17 protein-coding genes are annotated in these 19,887 nt (G+C 45.6%); 2 read left to right on the top strand and 15 right to left on the bottom strand.

The genetic code is table 11. The features are described from left to right. Positions 1–42 precede the first annotated feature (42 nt). From phnE (AACR09_RS18525) to AACR09_RS18470, 12 genes are all read right to left on the bottom strand, one after another. A complete protein-coding gene (gene phnE, locus AACR09_RS18525) occupies positions 43–846 on the bottom strand; it encodes a phosphonate ABC transporter, permease protein PhnE (RefSeq protein ID WP_004732994.1) in 804 nt (267 codons plus the stop codon). Then, positions 846–1,670, bottom strand: a complete 825-nt coding sequence (gene phnE / locus AACR09_RS18520) for a phosphonate ABC transporter, permease protein PhnE (RefSeq protein WP_193835535.1) — start codon at positions 1,668–1,670, stop codon at positions 846–848. Before phnE (AACR09_RS18520) ends, phnE (AACR09_RS18525) begins: the two co-directional genes overlap by 1 nt. Beyond that, positions 1,658–2,428 (bottom strand): phosphonate ABC transporter ATP-binding protein, encoded by a 771-nt coding sequence (gene phnC, locus AACR09_RS18515; protein ID WP_004732991.1) that lies wholly within the window; start codon positions 2,426–2,428, stop codon positions 1,658–1,660. Before phnC ends, phnE (AACR09_RS18520) begins: the two co-directional genes overlap by 13 nt. A gap of 129 nt (positions 2,429–2,557) precedes the next feature. After that, positions 2,558–3,598: a phosphate/phosphite/phosphonate ABC transporter substrate-binding protein gene (gene phnD / locus AACR09_RS18510; RefSeq protein ID WP_004732989.1), complete on the bottom strand. Its 1,041-nt coding sequence runs from the start codon at positions 3,596–3,598 to the stop codon at positions 2,558–2,560. 300 nt (positions 3,599–3,898) lie between these two features. Continuing rightward, on the bottom strand, positions 3,899–5,119 hold the full coding sequence (locus tag AACR09_RS18505) for a glycerophosphodiester phosphodiesterase family protein (protein ID WP_108214100.1): 1,221 nt from the start codon (positions 5,117–5,119) through the stop codon (positions 3,899–3,901). A gap of 331 nt (positions 5,120–5,450) precedes the next feature. Then, positions 5,451–6,803 carry a sigma-54-dependent transcriptional regulator gene (locus AACR09_RS18500; RefSeq protein WP_193835534.1) on the bottom strand — a complete coding sequence of 451 codons (1,353 nt, stop codon included), beginning with the start codon at positions 6,801–6,803 and terminating at the stop codon, positions 5,451–5,453. After that, positions 6,800–8,773, bottom strand: a complete 1,974-nt coding sequence (locus AACR09_RS18495; RefSeq protein ID WP_102556972.1) for an ATP-binding protein — start codon at positions 8,771–8,773, stop codon at positions 6,800–6,802. The genes AACR09_RS18500 and AACR09_RS18495 overlap by 4 nt, the downstream gene beginning before the upstream one ends. A 382-nt stretch (positions 8,774–9,155) precedes the next feature. Beyond that, positions 9,156–10,142 carry an N-acetyl-D-Glu racemase DgcA gene (dgcA, locus tag AACR09_RS18490; RefSeq protein ID WP_193835533.1) on the bottom strand — a complete coding sequence of 329 codons (987 nt, stop codon included), beginning with the start codon at positions 10,140–10,142 and terminating at the stop codon, positions 9,156–9,158. Positions 10,143–10,199: 57 nt separating this feature from the next. Then, entirely contained in the window at positions 10,200–11,207 is a 1,008-nt protein-coding gene (gene dgcN / locus AACR09_RS18485; protein WP_193835532.1) for an N-acetyltransferase DgcN, read from the bottom strand. 91 nt (positions 11,208–11,298) lie between these two features. After that, positions 11,299–12,204 carry a LysR family transcriptional regulator gene (locus AACR09_RS18480; protein WP_193835531.1) on the bottom strand — a complete coding sequence of 302 codons (906 nt, stop codon included), beginning with the start codon at positions 12,202–12,204 and terminating at the stop codon, positions 11,299–11,301. Positions 12,205–12,303: 99 nt separating this feature from the next. Then, positions 12,304–13,140 (bottom strand): SGNH/GDSL hydrolase family protein, encoded by an 837-nt coding sequence (locus AACR09_RS18475; RefSeq protein WP_193835530.1) that lies wholly within the window; start codon positions 13,138–13,140, stop codon positions 12,304–12,306. Positions 13,141–13,250: 110 nt separating this feature from the next. Continuing rightward, the gene (locus tag AACR09_RS18470) at positions 13,251–13,763 is read right to left on the bottom strand and encodes an RNA methyltransferase (protein WP_017076901.1); all 513 of its coding nucleotides are present in this window, start codon (positions 13,761–13,763) and stop codon (positions 13,251–13,253) included. Positions 13,764–14,038: 275 nt separating this feature from the next. Between AACR09_RS18470 and AACR09_RS18465 the strand changes: the two genes are divergently transcribed. Then, a complete protein-coding gene (locus AACR09_RS18465; RefSeq protein ID WP_017088291.1) occupies positions 14,039–15,700 on the top strand; it encodes a methyl-accepting chemotaxis protein in 1,662 nt (553 codons plus the stop codon). A gap of 169 nt (positions 15,701–15,869) precedes the next feature. Here the strand turns inward: AACR09_RS18465 and AACR09_RS18460 are convergent, their stop codons facing one another. Next, complete coding sequence (locus AACR09_RS18460; RefSeq protein WP_121602703.1) at positions 15,870–16,547, bottom strand: endonuclease III domain-containing protein; 678 nt, start codon at positions 16,545–16,547, stop codon at positions 15,870–15,872. A 4-nt stretch (positions 16,548–16,551) separates the two neighbouring features. After that, complete coding sequence (locus AACR09_RS18455; RefSeq protein WP_017076903.1) at positions 16,552–17,421, bottom strand: LysR family transcriptional regulator; 870 nt, start codon at positions 17,419–17,421, stop codon at positions 16,552–16,554. A 262-nt stretch (positions 17,422–17,683) separates the two neighbouring features. On the opposite strand from AACR09_RS18455, the gene AACR09_RS18450 reads away from it, so the two are divergent. Next, complete coding sequence (locus tag AACR09_RS18450) at positions 17,684–18,031, top strand: DUF3316 domain-containing protein (protein ID WP_017076504.1); 348 nt, start codon at positions 17,684–17,686, stop codon at positions 18,029–18,031. Between the two features lie 176 nt (positions 18,032–18,207). Here the strand turns inward: AACR09_RS18450 and AACR09_RS18445 are convergent, their stop codons facing one another. Continuing rightward, a complete protein-coding gene (locus AACR09_RS18445; RefSeq protein ID WP_182795506.1) occupies positions 18,208–19,845 on the bottom strand; it encodes a methyl-accepting chemotaxis protein in 1,638 nt (545 codons plus the stop codon). Between the last annotated feature and the right edge of the window lie 42 nt (positions 19,846–19,887).

Raw genomic sequence — 19,887 nt, 5'->3', positions numbered from 1 at the left:
CTTTGACACATCACACAAAACACGCTGCATTGCACCATATGTTTATATGAGTTTGTTACGTATGTGGATCACTACGGCTTCCGCAACGATAACCACTGCGAAGATACTCACTAATACCATCGAAACTTTTTGCCACTCGAAAAGATTCTGCGCATCGTTTAGCACCACGCCAATACCACCAGCGCCCACTAACCCTAATACCGCAGATTCACGCACATTGATGTCCCAACGGAACAACACGATGGAGTAGAATGCGGGCATAACTTGTGGCCAATACCCTTTAAGCAAGATGCTCATCCAAGAAGCGCCAGTTGCGCGCAGAGCTTCGATAGGCCCCATGTTCACTTCGGCAATCGCTTCCGCTAACAGCTTCCCTACAAAGCCGATACTGCGAATGGCAATTGCCATAATGCCTGCGAGAACACCGGGGCCAAATAGTGCGATAAACAACAAAGCCCAAACCAATGAGTTCACAGAACGTGAAGACACCAGAAAGAATTGAGCCACCCAGTTCAGCGCTTTATTAGGTGTGATATTTGGCGCGTTCAATAACGCCAATGGAATCGCAAATATCAAGGTAAACAAGGTACCTAACGTCGCAATGTGCAGTGTTTCAATCATCGCTGCGTGGATTGATTCAGGATAGAAAGCGTAGTCCACTGGCACCATACGCTCGAACATGTCAGCAAACTGCGCTGGCGCGTCGTATAGGAACTCAGGAATCACTTCAACCGTCTGCCAAGACCAAACAATCGCACACACTAAGCTAAGGTAAACGGCAAATCGAGCCACGCGTTCGTTGGGTGTAAAGCGCTGCCACTCTTTATCGATAGATGCAGTTGTCATTAGAAGATTCTCCTAACAATGTCGGAAAGAAATTCACCCACAAGAATCAATGCGATAATGGTGATCAAAATAGCGGCGACAAAGTCGTAGTCAAAACGTTGGAATGCCGAAAATAACGTGCCGCCAAGGCCGCCCGCACCCACAATGCCAACCATGGTTGAATTACGTAGATTGGAATCAAGCTGGTAGCTAGCAAAGCCAATAAAACGAGTAAATACTTGAGGCATTACCGCATACAAAATGACGCTGATAAAACTGGCACCGGTTGCTTTAATCGCTTCAACCGGTTTAAAAGAGATCTCTTCAATCGCTTCTGCAAAAAGCTTGGCAATAAAACCAATCGATGCGAAGACCAAAGTCAGGATCCCTGCTAGGGCACCGAAGCCCACCGCTTTCACAAATAGGATTGCGATGATCACCGGGTGAAAAGAGCGACATAGTGCGATGAAACAACGTATTGGCGTCGATACGATTGAAGGCATCATATTTCTCGCAGCTAACAAGCCCAGAAACAATGAAATAACGATGCCAAAGAAGCTTGAGATAATCGCAATTTGTAAGCTTTCCGCTAATCCACTCAGCAGTAAGCTAGTACGCGAAAAATCAGGCGGAAACATTCTTGATAGTAACCGCTCACTTTCACCAAAACCGATGACCAAACGATCAAAAGTCAGCCCTAACGTCGAGAAACTGTAAAACAGGTAGCCAATGATTGCAGCGATGATTGCTCGGTTAGTCCATGAAGTTTTGAACGGGTTTTCATGCTTTGCTGGCGACTGGTTTGACGGTACGCTTGACGATGAACTTGGGGTTAATCCAGCCATGACTCACCCCCGTAAATGATTTTTAGATCTTCTTCTGAGATCCCTTCAGGGCTGCCGTCATAATGAACTTTACCGTTACACATGCCGATGATGCGCTTGGCATAACGCTTGGCTAAGTTCACATCGTGGATGTTAACCAACACGGGAATGTTTTTCTGTTCTGCGAATGTCTCCATCAACTCCATGATCTCAACCGCGGTTTTCGGGTCGAGTGATGAAGTCGGTTCATCCGCCAATAAGATATATGGGTCTTGCATAACGGCGCGAGCGATACCGACACGCTGTCTTTGGCCGCCCGATAAACTGTCGGCACGTTGGTTAGCAAAGTCTTGCAAGCCAACAAATTCAAGTAACTCGAACGCTTTTGCTAGGTCTTGCGCAGAGTAGTTACGACGCCATGCATTCCAAGCGGTCATGTAACCCAAACGGCCACTCAACACGTTCTCGATAACCGTTAAACGTTCCACGAGGTTATATTCTTGGAACACCATGCCGATGTGTCGACGCTGTTTGCGTAGCGCTTGGCCTTTTAATTGAGTCAGGTCTGCGCCATCAAATATGATCTCACCTTGGCTTGGATCGTTGAGTCGGTTGATACAGCGCAGAAGCGTACTTTTACCGGTACCAGATGGACCAATGATCGCGATGATACCTGGCTCATCGATATCAATATTAATGCCTTTAAGGATTGGCTTGCCTGCCACGTATTCGTGGAAAAGGTTGTTTATCTTTATTCCTTCATAGCTTGCTACGGCCATACTGCATTTCCTTGTGCGAATTTTCGAATGATCTATGCCCTACCCGCGAGGGCATAGATATTTAGTTGAAGTAGGTGTTTTTAAAGGGCTAAGTCTTTCTAAAACTTAGCCTTCCAACAGAGCTAAGAACTAGCCGTTGTTTGCTTGTTTTGCTAACTCAGCGGCTTTTTTCTTTGCGCGTTTAGCCGCATCTTTTTCAGCTAACTTCTTCAGGCCAGTTTTGGTGTAAGCCGTACCTGTCGCGTGGGCGATATCACGAATTACATCCCACTCTTCTTTGTAGCTGATTGGCGAGAAACGGTCTGCACCTTTAAACGATGCGCTCATTTCTGGTGTAAAGCGGTAGCTAAAGAAAGCCTCGTTGATCTTCTCAACCAGTTCTGGTTTTAGGTTGTAAGCATAGCCGAACGCAGACGTTGGGAAGCGTGGGCTACGGTAGATGATCTTCAGTTCAGAATCGTCAACACGACCTGCTGCGACCATACGATCGTACACGTCCGATGCCACAGGTGCTGCGTCATAATCTCCATTGAAGACACCTAGAATCGATTGGTCATGCTTACCTGAGTAAAGCACTTTGTAATCTTCATCTGGCACTAGGCCTTTCGCTGGGAATAACGCACGAGGAGCTAGGTTGCCAGAGTTGGAAGATGCAGAAGTATGTGCAACCTTTTTGCCTTTCAGATCAGACATTTTGTTAATGCCGCTGTCTTTACGCACAATTGTGATTAGGTTGTAACCTTGGAAACCAGACTCATCGCCTTTTACTGCGATTGGAACGTAACCCGCGAGGTTAACTGCGTAGCCAGTCGGGCCAGTAGAGAAACCTGCAACATGCAGTCGACCAGAACGCATCGCTTCTACTTGTGCAGAGTTTGAGTGCACTGTGTAGTAAATCACTCGCTTACCTGTAATTTTACTTAGGTGAGCTTGGAAGTCGGCGAATGCATCTTTGTATAACGCTGGGTCTTCTACCGGCGTGTAGGTAAACACAAGCGTACTTGGGTCATTCCACTCATCTGGATTCTTTGGTGAATCGGCCACCAAATCTTGGTTTTCATCACAGTATCGATCGTCTAACACACCACGACTAGAGCAGTCGCTTGCCATAGCCATTGAAGGAAGTAGTAATGAGCTAGCGATTAACAGTCCTTTAACACTGATTTTCATATTCAAACCTTACTTTTACTTATTGTTGAAAGTCACCTTCACTATTGCAGCCTTTGTGCCACCTTTTTATATCTTTAATTTCAGTTACTTAAATAAAAACCCACACTTTCAAATTACTTTTGAGTCATTCGTGTCCAACTCAAAACCCATCATTTGGGTCATTTCTGTCCCGCCGATTTCAGTGGTAAAAAAAGAGCCCGAAGGCTCTTTGGTTCACTGCTTTTTCTCTTATTATTCTTTGGCTAAGCGCTCTCTATACAAACGCTATAATTAGCGACGTAACAGCGCTCTCAGAATCGCCTATGCGTCGCTGTCCATGCAGTTAGCGTAATAAGTTACCGTTGCAGGCCAATCGCTGAATACGCCCATCACACCAACATCTTGTGCCAACACATCAAGCATTTTCATCATATCGCCATCATTGTTGATGCCATCTTTCACGCTCTTGTAATACCAACCACCGCCTTGCGCTAGCGGGCCAGAACGTTCCAGTGTCCATGCAATAATGTCGAGGTCTGCATCCTTAGCCAGTTTCGCGTAGTTAGACGCCACTAATTCGTTGTTCTTATCAAGTTCAACCAAAGCAAACAGAGGTGGTGCGATGATATTCACGCCCGCATCGTGTAGCTCTTTCATGTTTTCAACAGACGCGACAAAGTCCGCTTGCTCATAAACACGGTCATCAAGATAAACCGCTTGTTTGCCGAACTTCGGCGTTTCATTGATCCAATACTTCACATCATCCAAGTTGAATGACTGTAGGTAAGTCTCAGAAGGCTTGAAACCCGCTTCTTTCAGTTCATCCACCAACTTCTGTGCATACATCTCTTGGCTAAATCCATTGAAAGGCATATCTACCGCGGCTGATTTCAATTCAGGAGTCACTTTAACGCCGTGCTCTTTAAACAGTGCTGCACTTTCTGCGTGCGTCATCAGTGTGCCACTTTGGCTGTAAAGATCGGTTCTCCAACCTGGAGTCCCGTTCATGTACTCTTCAACCGTGGTGGCTTTTGGGTTCGCACCATCCATTTTACCTTTGAGCGTCTTAAACTCAGCCAGCGTGAAATCAGAAGTACGGCACTCAACCTGCGCATCTTCGCCTGTCGCCGGGTTGGCTGGAGTGAACGGTGTTGAACACTTCTTAGCGAGATCTGGATGCGCCAAAACATCGGTTGTGGTGTGTAGATCACTTTGAGAGTGACGACATACCAACGCCTTATCTTTGGTGAAGGTCACATCACACTCGACAACACCCGCGCCCATTTGAATCGCCGCTAAATAAGATTCCTTAGTGTGCTCAGGAAACTGCATCGCAGCTCCGCGATGCCCAATAGAAAAATCACTACGATGGAAAGGTCCTTCGCTACAACTCAGTAGCTTGGTTTTCAAAGGGCTCTCATCCATATTGTTAACTAAAAAGAGGGGACGAGGTCCTAAGTTTGCTGGTTCTTCAGCGGCCCATGCCGTTATTGAACTCATGCCTAATATCAGAGCAATCGAACCTTTCAGTATTTGCTTCATGTTTGTATCTCCTTGCAACAAGCAATTATTTTTCTAATGTCCTTTATTCGATCATTCGGTGTTGGATAGCTGTCATATATAGATAGCCGTCATATGTTTTTTGACTCAACACCGAATAACCTCGTGTGGGCTGACGCCACAATGTAGGGATTGCACGCTTTATGCCAGATGTTAAAGCGCTTTTATTACAATCACTTGAAACAGTTAGCCATTCGACTAAAAACCAAATGGGTCATTGTTGTCTTGTGCTTTTTCTTTTGGCTTTGGTTTTGCTTTTGGCTTTCGTTTTGCTTTTTCTTTTGGTTTTCCATTTAACAAACACCTGAACGAATTAAGCTTTGAAACTCTCTTTATCCAATTGGTGTTTCTTCATTTTTCGATAAAGGGTTTTACGCGGTAAATTCAGCTTACTTGATACCTCGTTAATGTTGCCTGCGCTTTCTATTAGCGCTTCCGTCAGTACATTTCGTTCGTACTGCTCCATCTGCTTTTCAAAAGCGAAATCTTCTCCGGACGCTTCACAAATCGGCGATTGAAGATCGAAACCATCGCCGACGATACCCAACACAAATCGATCAGCGACATTACGCAGTTCACGCACGTTACCTGGCCATTCATGCCGACATAGCTGCTGTATCTGCTCAGGGTAAATCGTTGATGGGCGCGTCTTATATTTGTGGCTCGCTTGAATCACAAAATGGCGAAACAGCACCTGAATGTCTTCTTTTCGTTGGCGCAGTGCCGGAAGATTTAAGCTCGCAATGTTCAAGCGATAGAAGAGATCAGCTCTGAATTCCCCAGACTCACTCAAGCTCACGAGATCGGCTTTGCTGGCTGCGACCACGACGATGTCGACAGGTATCAACTCATTACCACCAACGCGCTCAATCATTCGTTCTTGAATGACGCGCAGCAGTTTAATTTGCACCGCAATTGGCATACTTTCTATTTCATCAAGAAACAGAGTACCACCATTGGCTTGTTCTATTTTGCCAATGCGTTTCTTGTTGGCACTGGTAAACGAACCCGCTTCATGGCCAAACAACTCACTTTCGATAATGCTCTCTGTCATGCCACCACAGTTTATCGCGACAAACGGTTTGGTTTTACGACGGCTGAATTGATGTAGAGCTTGAGCTATCACCTCTTTACCCGTTCCCGTTTCTCCGTTGATAATGGTATCGACGCCAGTATGTGCCAAGGCAAGCACTTGCTTACGTATGGTATCCATCGCTTTTGATTGGCCAATAACCACCGTTTCAATCGGTAACTCAGCTTCCTCATCATCCCCTGTTGTCGCTGGGCAATTGTGCTGAGATTGTGCCAACGCTAAATCGAGCTTCTCTACCAACTCACTCGCATTAAGTGGCTTTTCTAAAAAGTCGAAAGCCCCTAGCTTCATTGCCTCTATCGCCATGGGAATATCGCCATGGCCACTCATCAACAATACAGGGACGTTAGCGGCTCTATGTTGAATGGAACTCAGCAACGTAAGTCCATCCACCTGTGGCATTCGTACATCACACAGTACAACCGACGGGCTGTTTGCTTTGAGCGATTTAAGACCAAGGTTGGGATCAGTGAAGGTGGTGACACTAAACCCTTCTAGCTCTAACATTTCGCTCACGGCTTCGACGACATCTATTTCATCGTCGATAAGAACTATGTGTTTTTCTGAAATCATGAACCTGTGCCTTTTGGTAGAGTGACGATAAAGGTGGTGCCTTGGTGTTCAACCGATTCCACGTGAATCGAGCCGCCAAAATCTTTTATTATGTTGTATGCGATAGACAAGCCTAGCCCAAGCCCCTTACCTGTTGTTTTGCTGGAATAAAATGGGTCAAACAAATACGGGATATCTTCTTCAGGTATGCCCAGTCCGTTGTCCTTAACCAAAATCTGAGTGGTGTTCGAAAGCACTTGCGTAGCAATACTAAGTTGAGGCTGCTCTTTATGCTCAATGGCATCCAGAGCATTGCTGATGAGGTTCACCAGTACTTGTTCCAAGCGTATGCTGTTGGCTCGAACCATCTGGTAACTTTGGGGGGAATACTGAATCGACACTGCGCTCTGTCTGGTTTCAAACAGGTCAATCGCATCACTGACAACCTTATCCAACTCGACGTTATCAATCTTGCCATCGCTCTTACGTGAGAAGGCTTTTAAGTGACGAGTAATCGCAGCCACCTTTTCTAGCAGGACTTCGATCTTTTTAAGATTCTCTTGTGCTCTGTCTGGTCTATTTTTACCGAGCCAAAGCTGAGCACTTCGAACGTGGCTATTCACAGCCGTCAGAGGTTGATTGATTTCGTGAGTGATCCCAACACTGAGTTGCCCCAATGCAGCCAGTTTTCCGGCTTGGATCAACTCATCTTGAGTCACTCGAAGTTTAGCTTCGGCTAGGGTTCGCTCTTCCACTTCAGCTTCTAATTTTCGGTTGGTTTGCTTAACGACTTTGGCCGTAGTTTGGAATACCTTTAGGTACTTGGCCATTTGCGTCACTTCGTCTTTGCCACGAATGGACACTTCGGTATCTAAATGGCCGGTAGAAATCGCAAACATGTTGTCTTTAAGCTGTAAAAGTCTTTCCAAAATGCTCTTACGCACGTAGAACCATGAAATAGCAGCGGCAGCCAACACGCTAAATAGAGAAAGAAAAAGAGAGAGACGCTGGTTAGATTGCAAAGATTGCTGCGCCTGCTGAATCGATTGGTCAATATTGCTATTCACCTTGCTGGTGTTGCTTTCGATCTGCACGGTTAATTGGTTCAAATGCTCACGGCTGTTTTGCAGGAAATATTGCTCTTGATAAAGATGATCGAGCGCTTTGTTTTTCATCCCATACAAGCTGCTATCGCTTGAGGCAAGGTTATAAATCACCGTGAGTTGATGATCTAATTGAGGAAAATCACTTCTTAAATCACCACTGACCCAAAGCTTCCACCACTCTTCCCCTACCTGCTCTAATCGCAAACTGGTGTAATCCAGTTCATTAAAACTGGAGTCGTTATACAACTTTTCGACCAAGCCTAATTGGTAATAAAGCAGAGACTTGAGCTGTGTGTACTGGATTTGAGCTTTGGCAGACTCTGGCAAGTTATCAAGTGAATCACTGGCTTGCTGCAATAGAGGGTAAAAACCTTCGAGCAAATTACGAAGCTCTTGGTTGAGCTGTTCTGACTCAATTTCACTTTGATACAACAAGCTAAGGCTGTTATTAACTTGGGCGATAAGATCTTTAAAATAGGCGTGATAGTCCGGGAACTGAACCATAACGCTATTCATTACAGAAATAGCGTCTTCGATTTTTAGCATCGCCTGTTTGCGCTCTAAATTCGATTCAGCGTCACTGAGCTGAGAAGATGTTGTGATAATCACTCGCACCATATCATTTAGGCGTGCGGCATTATCTAAGGCCGGGATTTCACTCTCCTTTAGCTCAACAAGACGTTGGTTTAAATCATCGAAGGTAAAGCTGGAGACAACCGAGAGGAAGATAGTGGTCATCGATAGCATGGCTAACGCAAGTACCAAGCGCAGCTCAATACCTTTCCAACCAAACCACTTACGACGTGGAATTTTGATCGAGAACGGGCGCTCGAAACTATCCTTATTTTCTACAACCTCGGAGACATGACTACTCACTCGCCCCACCTTCTTCTCATCAAATAATCAACAGGAACTGTCAATGATTCAATCAGTTAGGGTGTGAGCCTTACTTGGGCTTGCATCGAATAGCTTTAGTGAAACTATTAAACGAAGAGTAATCATTAACATTTCACATAAGATATCATAACAATTATTTTATAAAGCTTGAGCTGTCTGTTTTGCGATAATAGAAAGTGACCGCACCGACAGAAACGTGATTACTTTATCAATACGCCCGTAAATCATACGAATAGCGCGCTCAATCAAGCAGTAAAAACCTTCGATTATTTAATAAGTTAAGGACTAGAGATCTAAAAAATCGCACAAGCTTTCACTCATGCGATTTCATTTATGTCATGTCCATCGACTAACCCGAGGCTCAGCGAACTTAGAGAATAATCATCCCATCTCGATAAGTCAGTGATGGTGCTACATCTTGACCAAGTAATACTGGGCCATCGAGGTCGACAATTTTAGATTGGACGGCAATAGGCAGAGCTGCACGCATCGCCAACGATGTACCGAGCATACAACCAGACATCAGAGTAAACCCGAGCCTTTGTGCTTCTTCTGAAAGTACCAATGCTTCAGTCAAACCGCCCGTTTTATCGAGTTTGATGTTGACCATTTCATACTTACCCAACAGCGATGAGAGCTGTGAAGTGGTATGACAGCTTTCATCCGCACACAGTGGGATCGGGTGCTTGATGTGTGCCAGTGACGCATCGTGCTGCTGTGGAAGAGGTTGTTCGATCATCGCAATATCAAACTCTGTTAGTTGATTAAACAACTCTTCGAGGTTCAGCCCCGTCCACGCTTCATTGGCATCCAGTACAATCTGAACATCTGCCGCAGCTTCTCGTACCGCGCGAACACGCTCTATCACTTGCTCTCCATCAAGCTTCACTTTTAAGAGTTTCGCTCCATTTGCGACATAGTCTCGAGCTTGAGTCGCCATCGCTTCTGGAGTGCCAATCGAGACGGTCATTGCTGTCACGATTTGATTCGGTAACTCAAACAGGCTATTTGGGAAGACCTGGTCATGTTGTTTGGCTTCAAGCTCCCAAAGCGCACAATCGACCGCATTTCGCGCTGCCCCTCCGGTCAATAAAGACTGAAGATGCTCTCTTAGCTCTGCCGGATCGGTAACGCCTCGCTCAAACATACCTTCAAGAGCACTAGACGCTTGTTGGATTTGCGCTAACACAGACTCCGATGACTCGCCGTATCGTGGGTAAGGGGTGCACTCTCCCTGAGCTTGTTTGCCATCATGTTCAATATAAACACGAACAACGTGACACTCAGTTCGGCTGCCACGAGAGATGCGAAAAGCCGTTTGCATCGCGATAGTAATGGGTTCTGCTGTAATCTTCATAATTTCACTCGGTTGATGTTCGCTTTAACAAATGGAAACGTAGAAATGATGAAGTCGTTAAAGTGAATGTCGCAAATGATCAGTAATGTGTTGTACACCAAAACGCACAGGGTCCGTCACGGGCACTTGATAGAGTGTGGTCCATTCTTGGCATAATGTCTCAGCGTCTTCACCGCTAATTGCCGACGTGTTCAAGCAGATGCCGACCAGTTTCACGTCTGGATTCGTCAGTCGTGCCGCTTGTAAGTTGGCTTCAATCGTCTGTTCTATGCTTGGCAATTGAGCATGAGGAAGGTTACGAATATGTGGTCGCCCGACTTCATGACACAACACCAAAGCGTCGGCTTGTGCACCATGCAATAACCCCAAACTCACGCCTGCAAACGAAGGGTTGAACAAAGAACCCTGCCCCTCAATGATGTCCCACTCGTGGTCGGTAAAATCGGGGCTAATCGCTTCAACCGCGCCGGAAATAAAATCCGCAACCACAGCATCAATCGAAATTCCGCTGCCTTCAATCAAAATACCGGTCTGCCCTGTCGCTTTAAACTGAGCAGATGTTCCCGCTTGTTTAAGCGATTTTTCAATCGCTAATGCCGAGAACATTTTGCCTACTGAGCAATCTGTTCCGACAGTAAGCAGGCGCTTACCCTGACGTGGCTTACCGTTACCAACCTTTAGAGAACCATCAAAATGGCGTACATCATGAAGCTTAGTCAATCCTTGTTGCTGCATGTCAGCAAGCGGTGAAAATTCACTCAATCGTTGGTGCATGCCAGATGCAATCTCATATCCCATTTCTGCAGCGGCCATTATGGTTGACTGCCAAGAATCAGGAATGACGCCCCCCGGATTTGCGGTGCCAATCACTAGCGTTTTCGCACCCTGCGCTTGCGCCTCTTGCAAGGTCATGTCCATTAAGCCCAGTGAAACGGTATCGCCCGTTAAACGCAGTTGGCCGAGGCAGATTTCTGGTCGCCATTGATGAATACCGCGAGCGGTTTTTGCCGCGAGTGGGTCGGTAACATCCCCAAGAAAAAGAAGGTAAGGTTGAGCGATCGACATGAGCATTCCTAATTAATAAGTCCTTGTATGGATTTACTTTAATTAAGAACTTAGAAGCTGCCGAATACCTATTTATGGCGTGCCTATAACCTTAAGTTATAGGGTGAGTATGGCTCTTCAATGAAGCGATCAATTGCTTAACGGAAATAGACTGAGGGGTGTGCTCTGCGCAAAGCATCGATACCGAGAATTGGATATCTGGTTGAAGTGGCAACACACAAACCGCATCGTCATTTTGATACTGCTCTGCCGTCCACGGGTCAACGATCGCAAACCCTGCTTGGTGCTTCACCAGTTCCGCCGCAGCGCTGTATCCACGTACCGATATAGGGTGGTGATAATGCTCATCTAGCGCCACAAGGTTTTGATTTAGCAGTAAGCCTAATGGATCGCGGGGATCGAGCCCGATGATTGGCAGCGGATAATTGATAAGATCATCTAGCGTTAATTCTGCCGGTAACTGCTCCACCGTATTGGATGGAACCAAAACCTTGAGTGATTCAGTTAATAGCGTTTCACTTAATATGGCAGGCGGTGCTTCATCGCCGAACGCGATAGCAATATCAAGCTCATGCTTTAATAGCCCAGCACACAGTTCGTCACGGTTGGCTGTCAGCAACTCAAAAGAGAGCTCTTGTTTACTGGAATATTGTTCGCGAGACATTTGAGCAATCACTGGCGTCAGCAACTTGGTCGCCAGAATCGGCGGCGCACCAATACGTAAATGCTGATGGCCTTGCTTAACTTTGTTGGTCAAAGATCGAAACTGACCCAGTTGCTGATACACTTTTTCTGCTTCAGGTAACAAGGTTTTGGCCTCTACCGTTGGCACTAATCGCCCTTTAACACGTTCGAATAAACCAAACCCAAGTTGTTGCTCTGTGTGCGCCAGAATACGGGTCACATTAGGTTGCGACACATGCAGATTACGTGCGGCTCCAGATACGGTGCCGGTTTGCATGATCGCGTAAAAGACTTCCAACTGTCTTAGGTTCACATTGATGTCCTTATGGTTCGCGAAACAAATCTAGGGGTTAGCTTTTCTTGTATTAGCTAAGCTGGTTATCGGTCTATTTATTTGGCTATTTGCGTGAGTTTATTTTAGTAACTCAGCTATCGTAGGTTGAAGCACCTCAGCCCAAGCTTGGTAAGCTTTAGCATTCAGATGCAGATCATCACACGAGTACTCATTCGACAAAAGCTTATTAGGTGACAATACAGAATTCACATCTAAGAACGCAATGCATTGCTGAGAACAGTACTCGCTTATCTTGCTATTGAGCAGTTCCACTGAAGGGTTCAAACCTTGCAGTTTAGAGCCAACATAAAGCGTTGATTGCACCAAGATTCGAATATCGTTTTCTTGCCACACCTTAAGCATATCAATGTAGTTCTGGTAGATATATTCGACATCATAACCCTGAGCTAAATCGTTTACCCCTGCCATAAAACATACAAGCTTTGGTTTCACATTCAACGTGGTATCAATGCGGCGCAACATGCCTGTTGTGGTATCTCCTGCTAGGCCACGATTGACCATTGAGACATCGCGGAAAATATCCGCCCACGGGGCCCACTCGGTGATCGAATCACCAAACATCACTAGGTCTGCATTTGGAGAAAAATGACGGTGATTGTCTGATGTCATGATGTAACGGCTCATGCTGTGGCCTCGTTGTTGAATCTCAGACTGAAGAGCAACTGCCTTGAGGATATCACTATCCGGTGTAGTGCCATCAAATTGAGCCAGTAACCCTTCGATGTGTGGCTTAAAAGGGCTAAGACGAGTACTCAGCTGGTGGTGTTCTTTAAGGGAAGATAACCTCTCTAATAGTGCGTATAGAGAGCTATTTTGACCAACTTCTTGGAATAACTGATACAGATCGAGGACAGGGTGTTGTTGCAGCGCGGCAAGTAATTGCTTGTCTTCCATGGTGTTATCTAACCCTTCAATTATCTAATGATGAACCAAAGATAATATCCGATTGCTTACGGGATAGATAACACTAGAAGCAGATCGTTACTTTTACTAGAAGTAAATAGTTACTTTTCTTTGATTAATAGATGATTACGATTATCACGGCTCTTTTTAATAAGCTCGTTGCTCTCATCCATTTCATCTGACTTTGCAAGGCGGTCATAAAGCAGCACATTCACCGTCGCAGCCAAGTTCATGCAACCAACCGTTGGTACATACACAACGTGATCAGCTCTATCCGCAACATCTTGAGAAATTGAGCCATCTTCAGGGCCAAAGATATAGATAGCATTTTCAGGGTGTTTAAAACGAGGCAGTGGTGTCGCACCTTCTGCTAGTTCTACACACACAATCTGAGTTTCCGCGTCAAGATTATCTAAAAATGACTCAGCGGCTGTAAGCGGGATCGTGCGCGCTGCGCTCTTCGTATCAGTATGGAATTTAGCGGCTTTTTCGTAGCGTTGCCCTGTGTATTTAACTTCGTCGACTTGGTAACAACCAGCCGCACGCATAACAGCGCCAACATTCGTCGGGCTCTTTGGGTTAGTTAAACCAATAATCACATGGCTTTTGTTCATGAATATTTCTCACTTAACGAATAAACATAGCAAGGTGCTACAAAGGGCCGCATTCTACCAAAACAACGTCGAATTCAAAAGCATCGATACAAACTCGCTTTTTCGCTCTTAAGCCTTTAATTGCAAGGCTTCTCACATTAAAAACTTAACCGCCATCATGTTTATCAAACAAAAATATTCTAGGGTAACAATTAGACAACAAGCCCATTTACATTTTGAAACCACATTAATAATGTGTTGAAAATTGTATGAGAAAATCACACAGGAAGCGTGAAATGACCCTAACCATCAAAAACCGCCTTTATATTCTCTCTTTCATTCCTTTGCTACTAATGGCAATTGGCATGATGAGCGTGACGTATATGAAGAGCACCGAGCTAACCGCACAGCAAGTAGAATCGACGCGTAGCAATATGATGGCGATGAAAGAAAAGGAACTCAAAGCGTACCTGCAAATGGCCTACTCTTCGATCAGCCCATTTTTAGATAAAGGGGCAACACTAGAAGAGGCTTTACCAACATTGAAAACCCTAGAATATGGCGAATCGGGCTATATTTTTGGTTACGACTCTAAAGGTGTCCGAGTTGTGGTTGGGCAAAGTAACGATGGTATTGGTAAAAACTACTATGACCTTCAAGACAAGCAAGGTAATTACCTAATCCGAGACCTGATCAAGAACTCAAAACTGGGTGAATTTACGACTTACTATTTCCCGAAACCGGGCCAATCTGTCGCGTTACCAAAACTTAGCTACTCAGTATTTGTTCCGCAATGGGACTTAATGCTTGGTACTGGATTCTACACCGATGACATCGACGCTGTTATTGCCGAGATGAAAGAAAGTTCGAATGTCGCGCTACAAAGTTCCCTGACTGCTATCGCGATTTTCTGCGGATTGATTGCCCTAGTGGTAGCCGTTTTCGCTGTTGCAGTGAACCGCACCATCATGCAACCTCTTGAGCAGTTCGACCGTTCAATTAGTGCCTTTGCAAGTGGCGAGGCCGATTTAACCGCTCGAATGGAAAAATTCAAAGCCCCTGAGTTCACTAAGCTCAGCGAGAACTTCAACGCCTTCGTTGCTAGCCTACAAACCATCATCCGCAGCGTGAGTGATGTTGGCCAGCAAGTCGTCGCTGAAACCAGCAGTATGTCTTCTCGCGCCGCTCAGGTTGATGAAATTGCCACTGGTCAGCGTGAAGAGACTGAACAAGTTGCAACAGCAATGACCGAAATGACAACAACAGCACAAGAAATCTCCAGTAACGCAAGCCAGGCGGCTGACTCAGCGAAGCTTGCAGAGGGTAATGCCAAAGAAGCTCAACAAATAGTGAACGCTGCTGCCAACTCTGTTGCTGGCCTTGCTAGCGAAGTATCCGAAGCCAACACTGTGGTATCTAGATTAGAGGGTGATGTACAAAACATTTCGTCGTCACTGACGGTCATTCAAGATATTGCCGAACAAACAAACTTATTAGCACTGAATGCAGCAATTGAAGCCGCTCGTGCAGGTGAGCAAGGGCGTGGATTTGCAGTGGTTGCGGACGAGGTTCGTAAACTGGCAAGCCGAACTCAAGAAAGCACTGGCGACATCCATAAAATGATTCAGCAGCTAAAAGCCGCGTCAGATGCTGCCGTAAAAGCAATGGATTCGAGCCAAAATAAAAGTGCTCAAACGGTGGAAGAAGCGAATGCCGCAGCCGCAGCACTGGCGAAAATCCAAGAGTCGATTGATACGATCATGGACATGAACTCATTGATTGCTACCGCGACAGAGCAGCAAAACATTGTTGGCCAAGAGATATCTCAACGCATTGTGGTGATTTCCGATCAAAGCTCACAATCAGCATCATTAGCGAATCAAAACCGTGCGGGGAGCCAAAACCTCAACAGCCGCGCAAATGAGCTGTACCACTTGGTTGATCGCTTCACGGTCTAGGACATTTACGGTCTATTAAATAGTAAGTAAACGCTACTTATAAATAGCAAGTAAGCGCTACTTAACGTTAAGACTTTTACACTAAATATGAACGGGCTTCAGAATCTCTACTCTGAAGCCCGTTTTTAATTAGATGGGGTATTGATGTAAGGGAGCATATTGCACCGCTCTAAGACCCAAATTCAGCCTCAACACAACTTTGATTCAGAGGACAATGTTCACACTTGGGCTTAGGGTTACAAAACTGCTGACCATGTTCGACTAGCAAACCATGATAGTGGCCGTACTTTTTAGTATCTAGAGGGATCACGCTTTCCATCAAGGTTCGAAATTTTTCATACGATTTAGGCACATCGAGCCCATTGCGAGTGAAGATCCTTCTTGCGTACGCATCAATCACAAAAGATGGTTTACCTATCGCATACACCAGAATCGCGTCAGCCGTTTCACCGCCGATTCCTTTGACTTCCAATAGCTCTTTTCGGAGCTGATTTTTGTCCTGTTCTCGCACCACAGACATATCGTATTGGTACTTCGAAAACCACTCAGTCACAGCCTTCAACTTAATGGCTTTTTGATTGTAGTAGCCACTCGAACGAATCTTTTGGGCAAGATCCTCAAGACCCATCTCGGCTACTGAGCTTGGATCGCACTTATCGCCTAGGTTGGTGAGCGCTTTCTCTGCGTTCTTCCAGTTGGTGTTTTGAACCAGAATAGCGCCCAAAACTATCTCGTAAGGGTCTTCCCTTTGCCACCAATCAAAATAGCCATAGTGCTGCTCAAGGGTGTCGAACACGCTAAGGATCAGCTCGGCTTGACCCTTTGAATTGTTGTGGCTTTGGGTCATAGAACTAATCCAATTGCTCAGACAGGAAGTCCACCAGCAAGCGAACCTTTGAAGACAGGTTACGGTTCTGAGGATAAAGCGCCCATATCCCTTCTTTGTCGTCTCGATAATCGGATAGCACTTCGACCAACTCTCCCGACTCTAGATCTTCACTCACGTAATATTCTGGCAGTTGAACCAAGCCAATGCTCTGTTTAGCGGCATCCAATAAGGCTAGGCCACTGTTACACCTAATTCGTCCATTAACACGAACCGAGCGAGGGCGTTTATTCTCTTTGAATCGCCAATGTTCAAAGCCACCGACCAAACATTGATGGTGACTCAATTCAGAGAGCGTATGCGGCTCACCATAGCGTTCGATGTATTCAGGGCTGGCACATACGTAGAGTTGTCGTTGAGAAAGCTTTTTTGCCACAAGACTTGAATCTTCTAGACGACCAAGGCGAATCGCCACATCAACACCGGAATCAATAAGGTCGAGCTTTTGGTTAGTCAGCATTAGCTCTAACTCTACTTGCGGATGAAGCTTTAAGAATTGATGAAGTATTGGGGCGAGTTGACGCTCGCCATAAGTCACGGGTGCCGTCACTTTCAACAAGCCTTTCGGTGTGGATTGCATCTGCGTGACCGCAAGCTCAGCAATTTCTAAGCCTTCGACCAGCAACTTACACTGTTGATAATAGAGTTGCCCCGCCTCTGTTAGAGAAACCTTACGAGTCGTTCGATTGAGTAGTTTCACTGCGAGACGCTCTTCGAGGTTTGCGACTCTGCGACTGATTTGAGCCACCGACGTAGCGAGCTTCTGCGCCGCACCGGTAAAGCTTTCACGCTCTGCCACTGCAACAAACTCACTTACCCCTTCCCAATTGGCCATGCTTTTACCTTATGCTAAACGATGGTTACCCAGACAGTGTATTGAAGATAGATATCAGTGTCACCTTGCTTGATATGCACTGTGCATAAATGGTCTGCATCTACAATCGTTCAAAATCAATACAACCAACACCTGACATTTCTCCATATTCCTTACCTAATACTAACAAAATCGGCTTTTCTCCTGACACTCATCTTACCACTTCATTGGTATGTTGGTTCTGTACCGGAACACAGGTATTCCAACAAAGTAAGGTAATCCTATGAAGAAATTAATCATACTTGCATCAACTCTTGTTCTCAGCACCACAGCGTTTGCAGCAACTAAAACAACGATTCAAGAAACAACGCTAAAGTCTGATACATTTGTTACTGAAGCGGAAGCATACGATGCAGGCACAAACCTTATGGATGAGTTAAGCGCAAAAACACCTTTTGAGCTTTCAAGAGAACTGCCACAGTTCCAACAGACAACCAAATACGATTCGTTCAAGATTGATGACGCGAATATGGAAGTGAAGAAAATCACTAACATGAGCGGTGACATTCATTACCAAGCGAACGTAAAAGTTGACTACCGTTACACATACAAAGACGGTCGCAGCAGCTAACACCGAATGATTGATCAGGTCTAAAAACTGATCACGTAGTCAAAAAAACTGATCACCTAGTCAAAAAGAAAGCCCGCACTCATAGAATGCGGGCTTTTTTGTCGTTCAGCTATGATTAATGGAATTCAAAACGAGCAACCATTATCAGCTCATATTCGTCTGGCTAATTTTGAAGATTACACTTCAAACTGAGACACAAGGCTATCAAGCGCTTCACACTGTTCGGCCAATGCCATGCAAGCATTCTCAGCGCTGCTCGCCATTTCAACCATTTGCATGGTGCTTTCAGCGATGCGTTGAACATTCTTGTTCACTTCTTCAGACACTTGAGACTGTTGCGAAGCTGCCGTCGCGATTTGTGTGTTCATGTCATTCATCTTGCCGATTGAGTTACGAATCTCACTCAGTGAAGACGCCGCCGTTCCTGCCTGAACAATGGTTTTCTCGCCACTCACTTTGCTTTCAGTCATCACACCAACCGCGTGTTTAGCGCCCACTTCTAAGCGTTCAATCATTGATTGGATTTCGCCAGTGCTGTCTTGAGTTTTACTCGCCAACGCTCTTACTTCATCTGCAACTACGGCAAAACCACGGCCTTGCTCACCGGCACGAGCGGCTTCAATCGCCGCATTCAATGCAAGCAGATTGGTTTGCTCTGCAATGCCTTTGATCACGCCAAGAATTGAAGCAATGTTCTTCACATCGGTATCCAGATCTTGAACCACCCCACCCGCATTCTCGATATCTTGCGCAAGGCGTTCAATAGAAGTCACGGTTAAACCCAGCGTCGTATCAGCCGATTCCACTTCATGATTGGCAACGTTACTTGCAGTTGCGGCATCCAGTGCATTACCACTGACCACTTCGCTAGTTGCTTGCATTTCATGAACCGCCGCAGCTACCACTTCACTTTCTCGCTGCTGATTTGAAGAAAACTCAGCAACACTTTGCGTGAGTGATTTGATGTTTTCCATCTCGCCACGTACTGCGTTCGATGTGAGAATAACTTGTTCCACGGTTACATGGATCTTGCCAACAAACTGGTTAAATGCGGAGCTTAAGCGAGCAATTTCGTCGTTGCCTTCAACCTTCATGCGTTGAGACAAGTTACCGTCGCCCGATGCGATCTCATTCATCGCTTTCTCTACGTTCTGGATTGGTTGGACGATAAAACGGTTAGATAACCACATCGCGAAAAGCGCAGCGAAAACAGCGACCGCCATACCCACTTCAATGATCAACTTACTTGATTCGATAGAGTCAGCAGCTTGCTGACGAAGCTCTTTCTGCTTCTGTTCAATCAGGGTTCTGATATCACGAAGCTGAACACGAATGATTGCAAACTCAGCGTCTAATGCTGGCGAGTAATTGATGTTGTATTGGTATGCGCTGGCAGGGTCTGCAAACATTGGTTCATGCAGCGCCACCCACTTGCTCATCGCGTTCACAAGCTTTGACAACTCACCGCGAGAAGAAGGATCTAGCACGCCCGCTGCATATAAAGTTTCCACACTTTCAAAGCGAGGAACCGCTTTGTAAGCATTGTCTTTAAACTCAAATTTTTGGTACTCAATCGCCGCTTGGTCTTTCGCGAGTAGCAGACCTTGAGCAGAAGCGATAACTTGGTAAATGTCACGATACCCATCTTCCAAATTGTCTAACACGGGCTGAACCACATTATTCAGCTCATGGTTGATCGCAGCCTGAGCATTAGATCTAATGACATTAAGCACAGTAACAGTCGAGAAAACAATCACGATCACCATTAGTGGAATCGCAATTTTACTCTTAATAGATAGGTTGTTGATACTCATAAGGGGGTTAATAACCACACAGTAAATAGGGACGCGCGCATA

This window comes from Vibrio sp. OPT20 (assembly GCF_963889365.1).
Lineage (GTDB): Bacteria > Pseudomonadota > Gammaproteobacteria > Enterobacterales > Vibrionaceae > Vibrio > Vibrio splendidus.
Note: the sequence above shows the minus strand (reverse complement) of the source record. Positions and strands in the feature narration are given on the sequence as shown.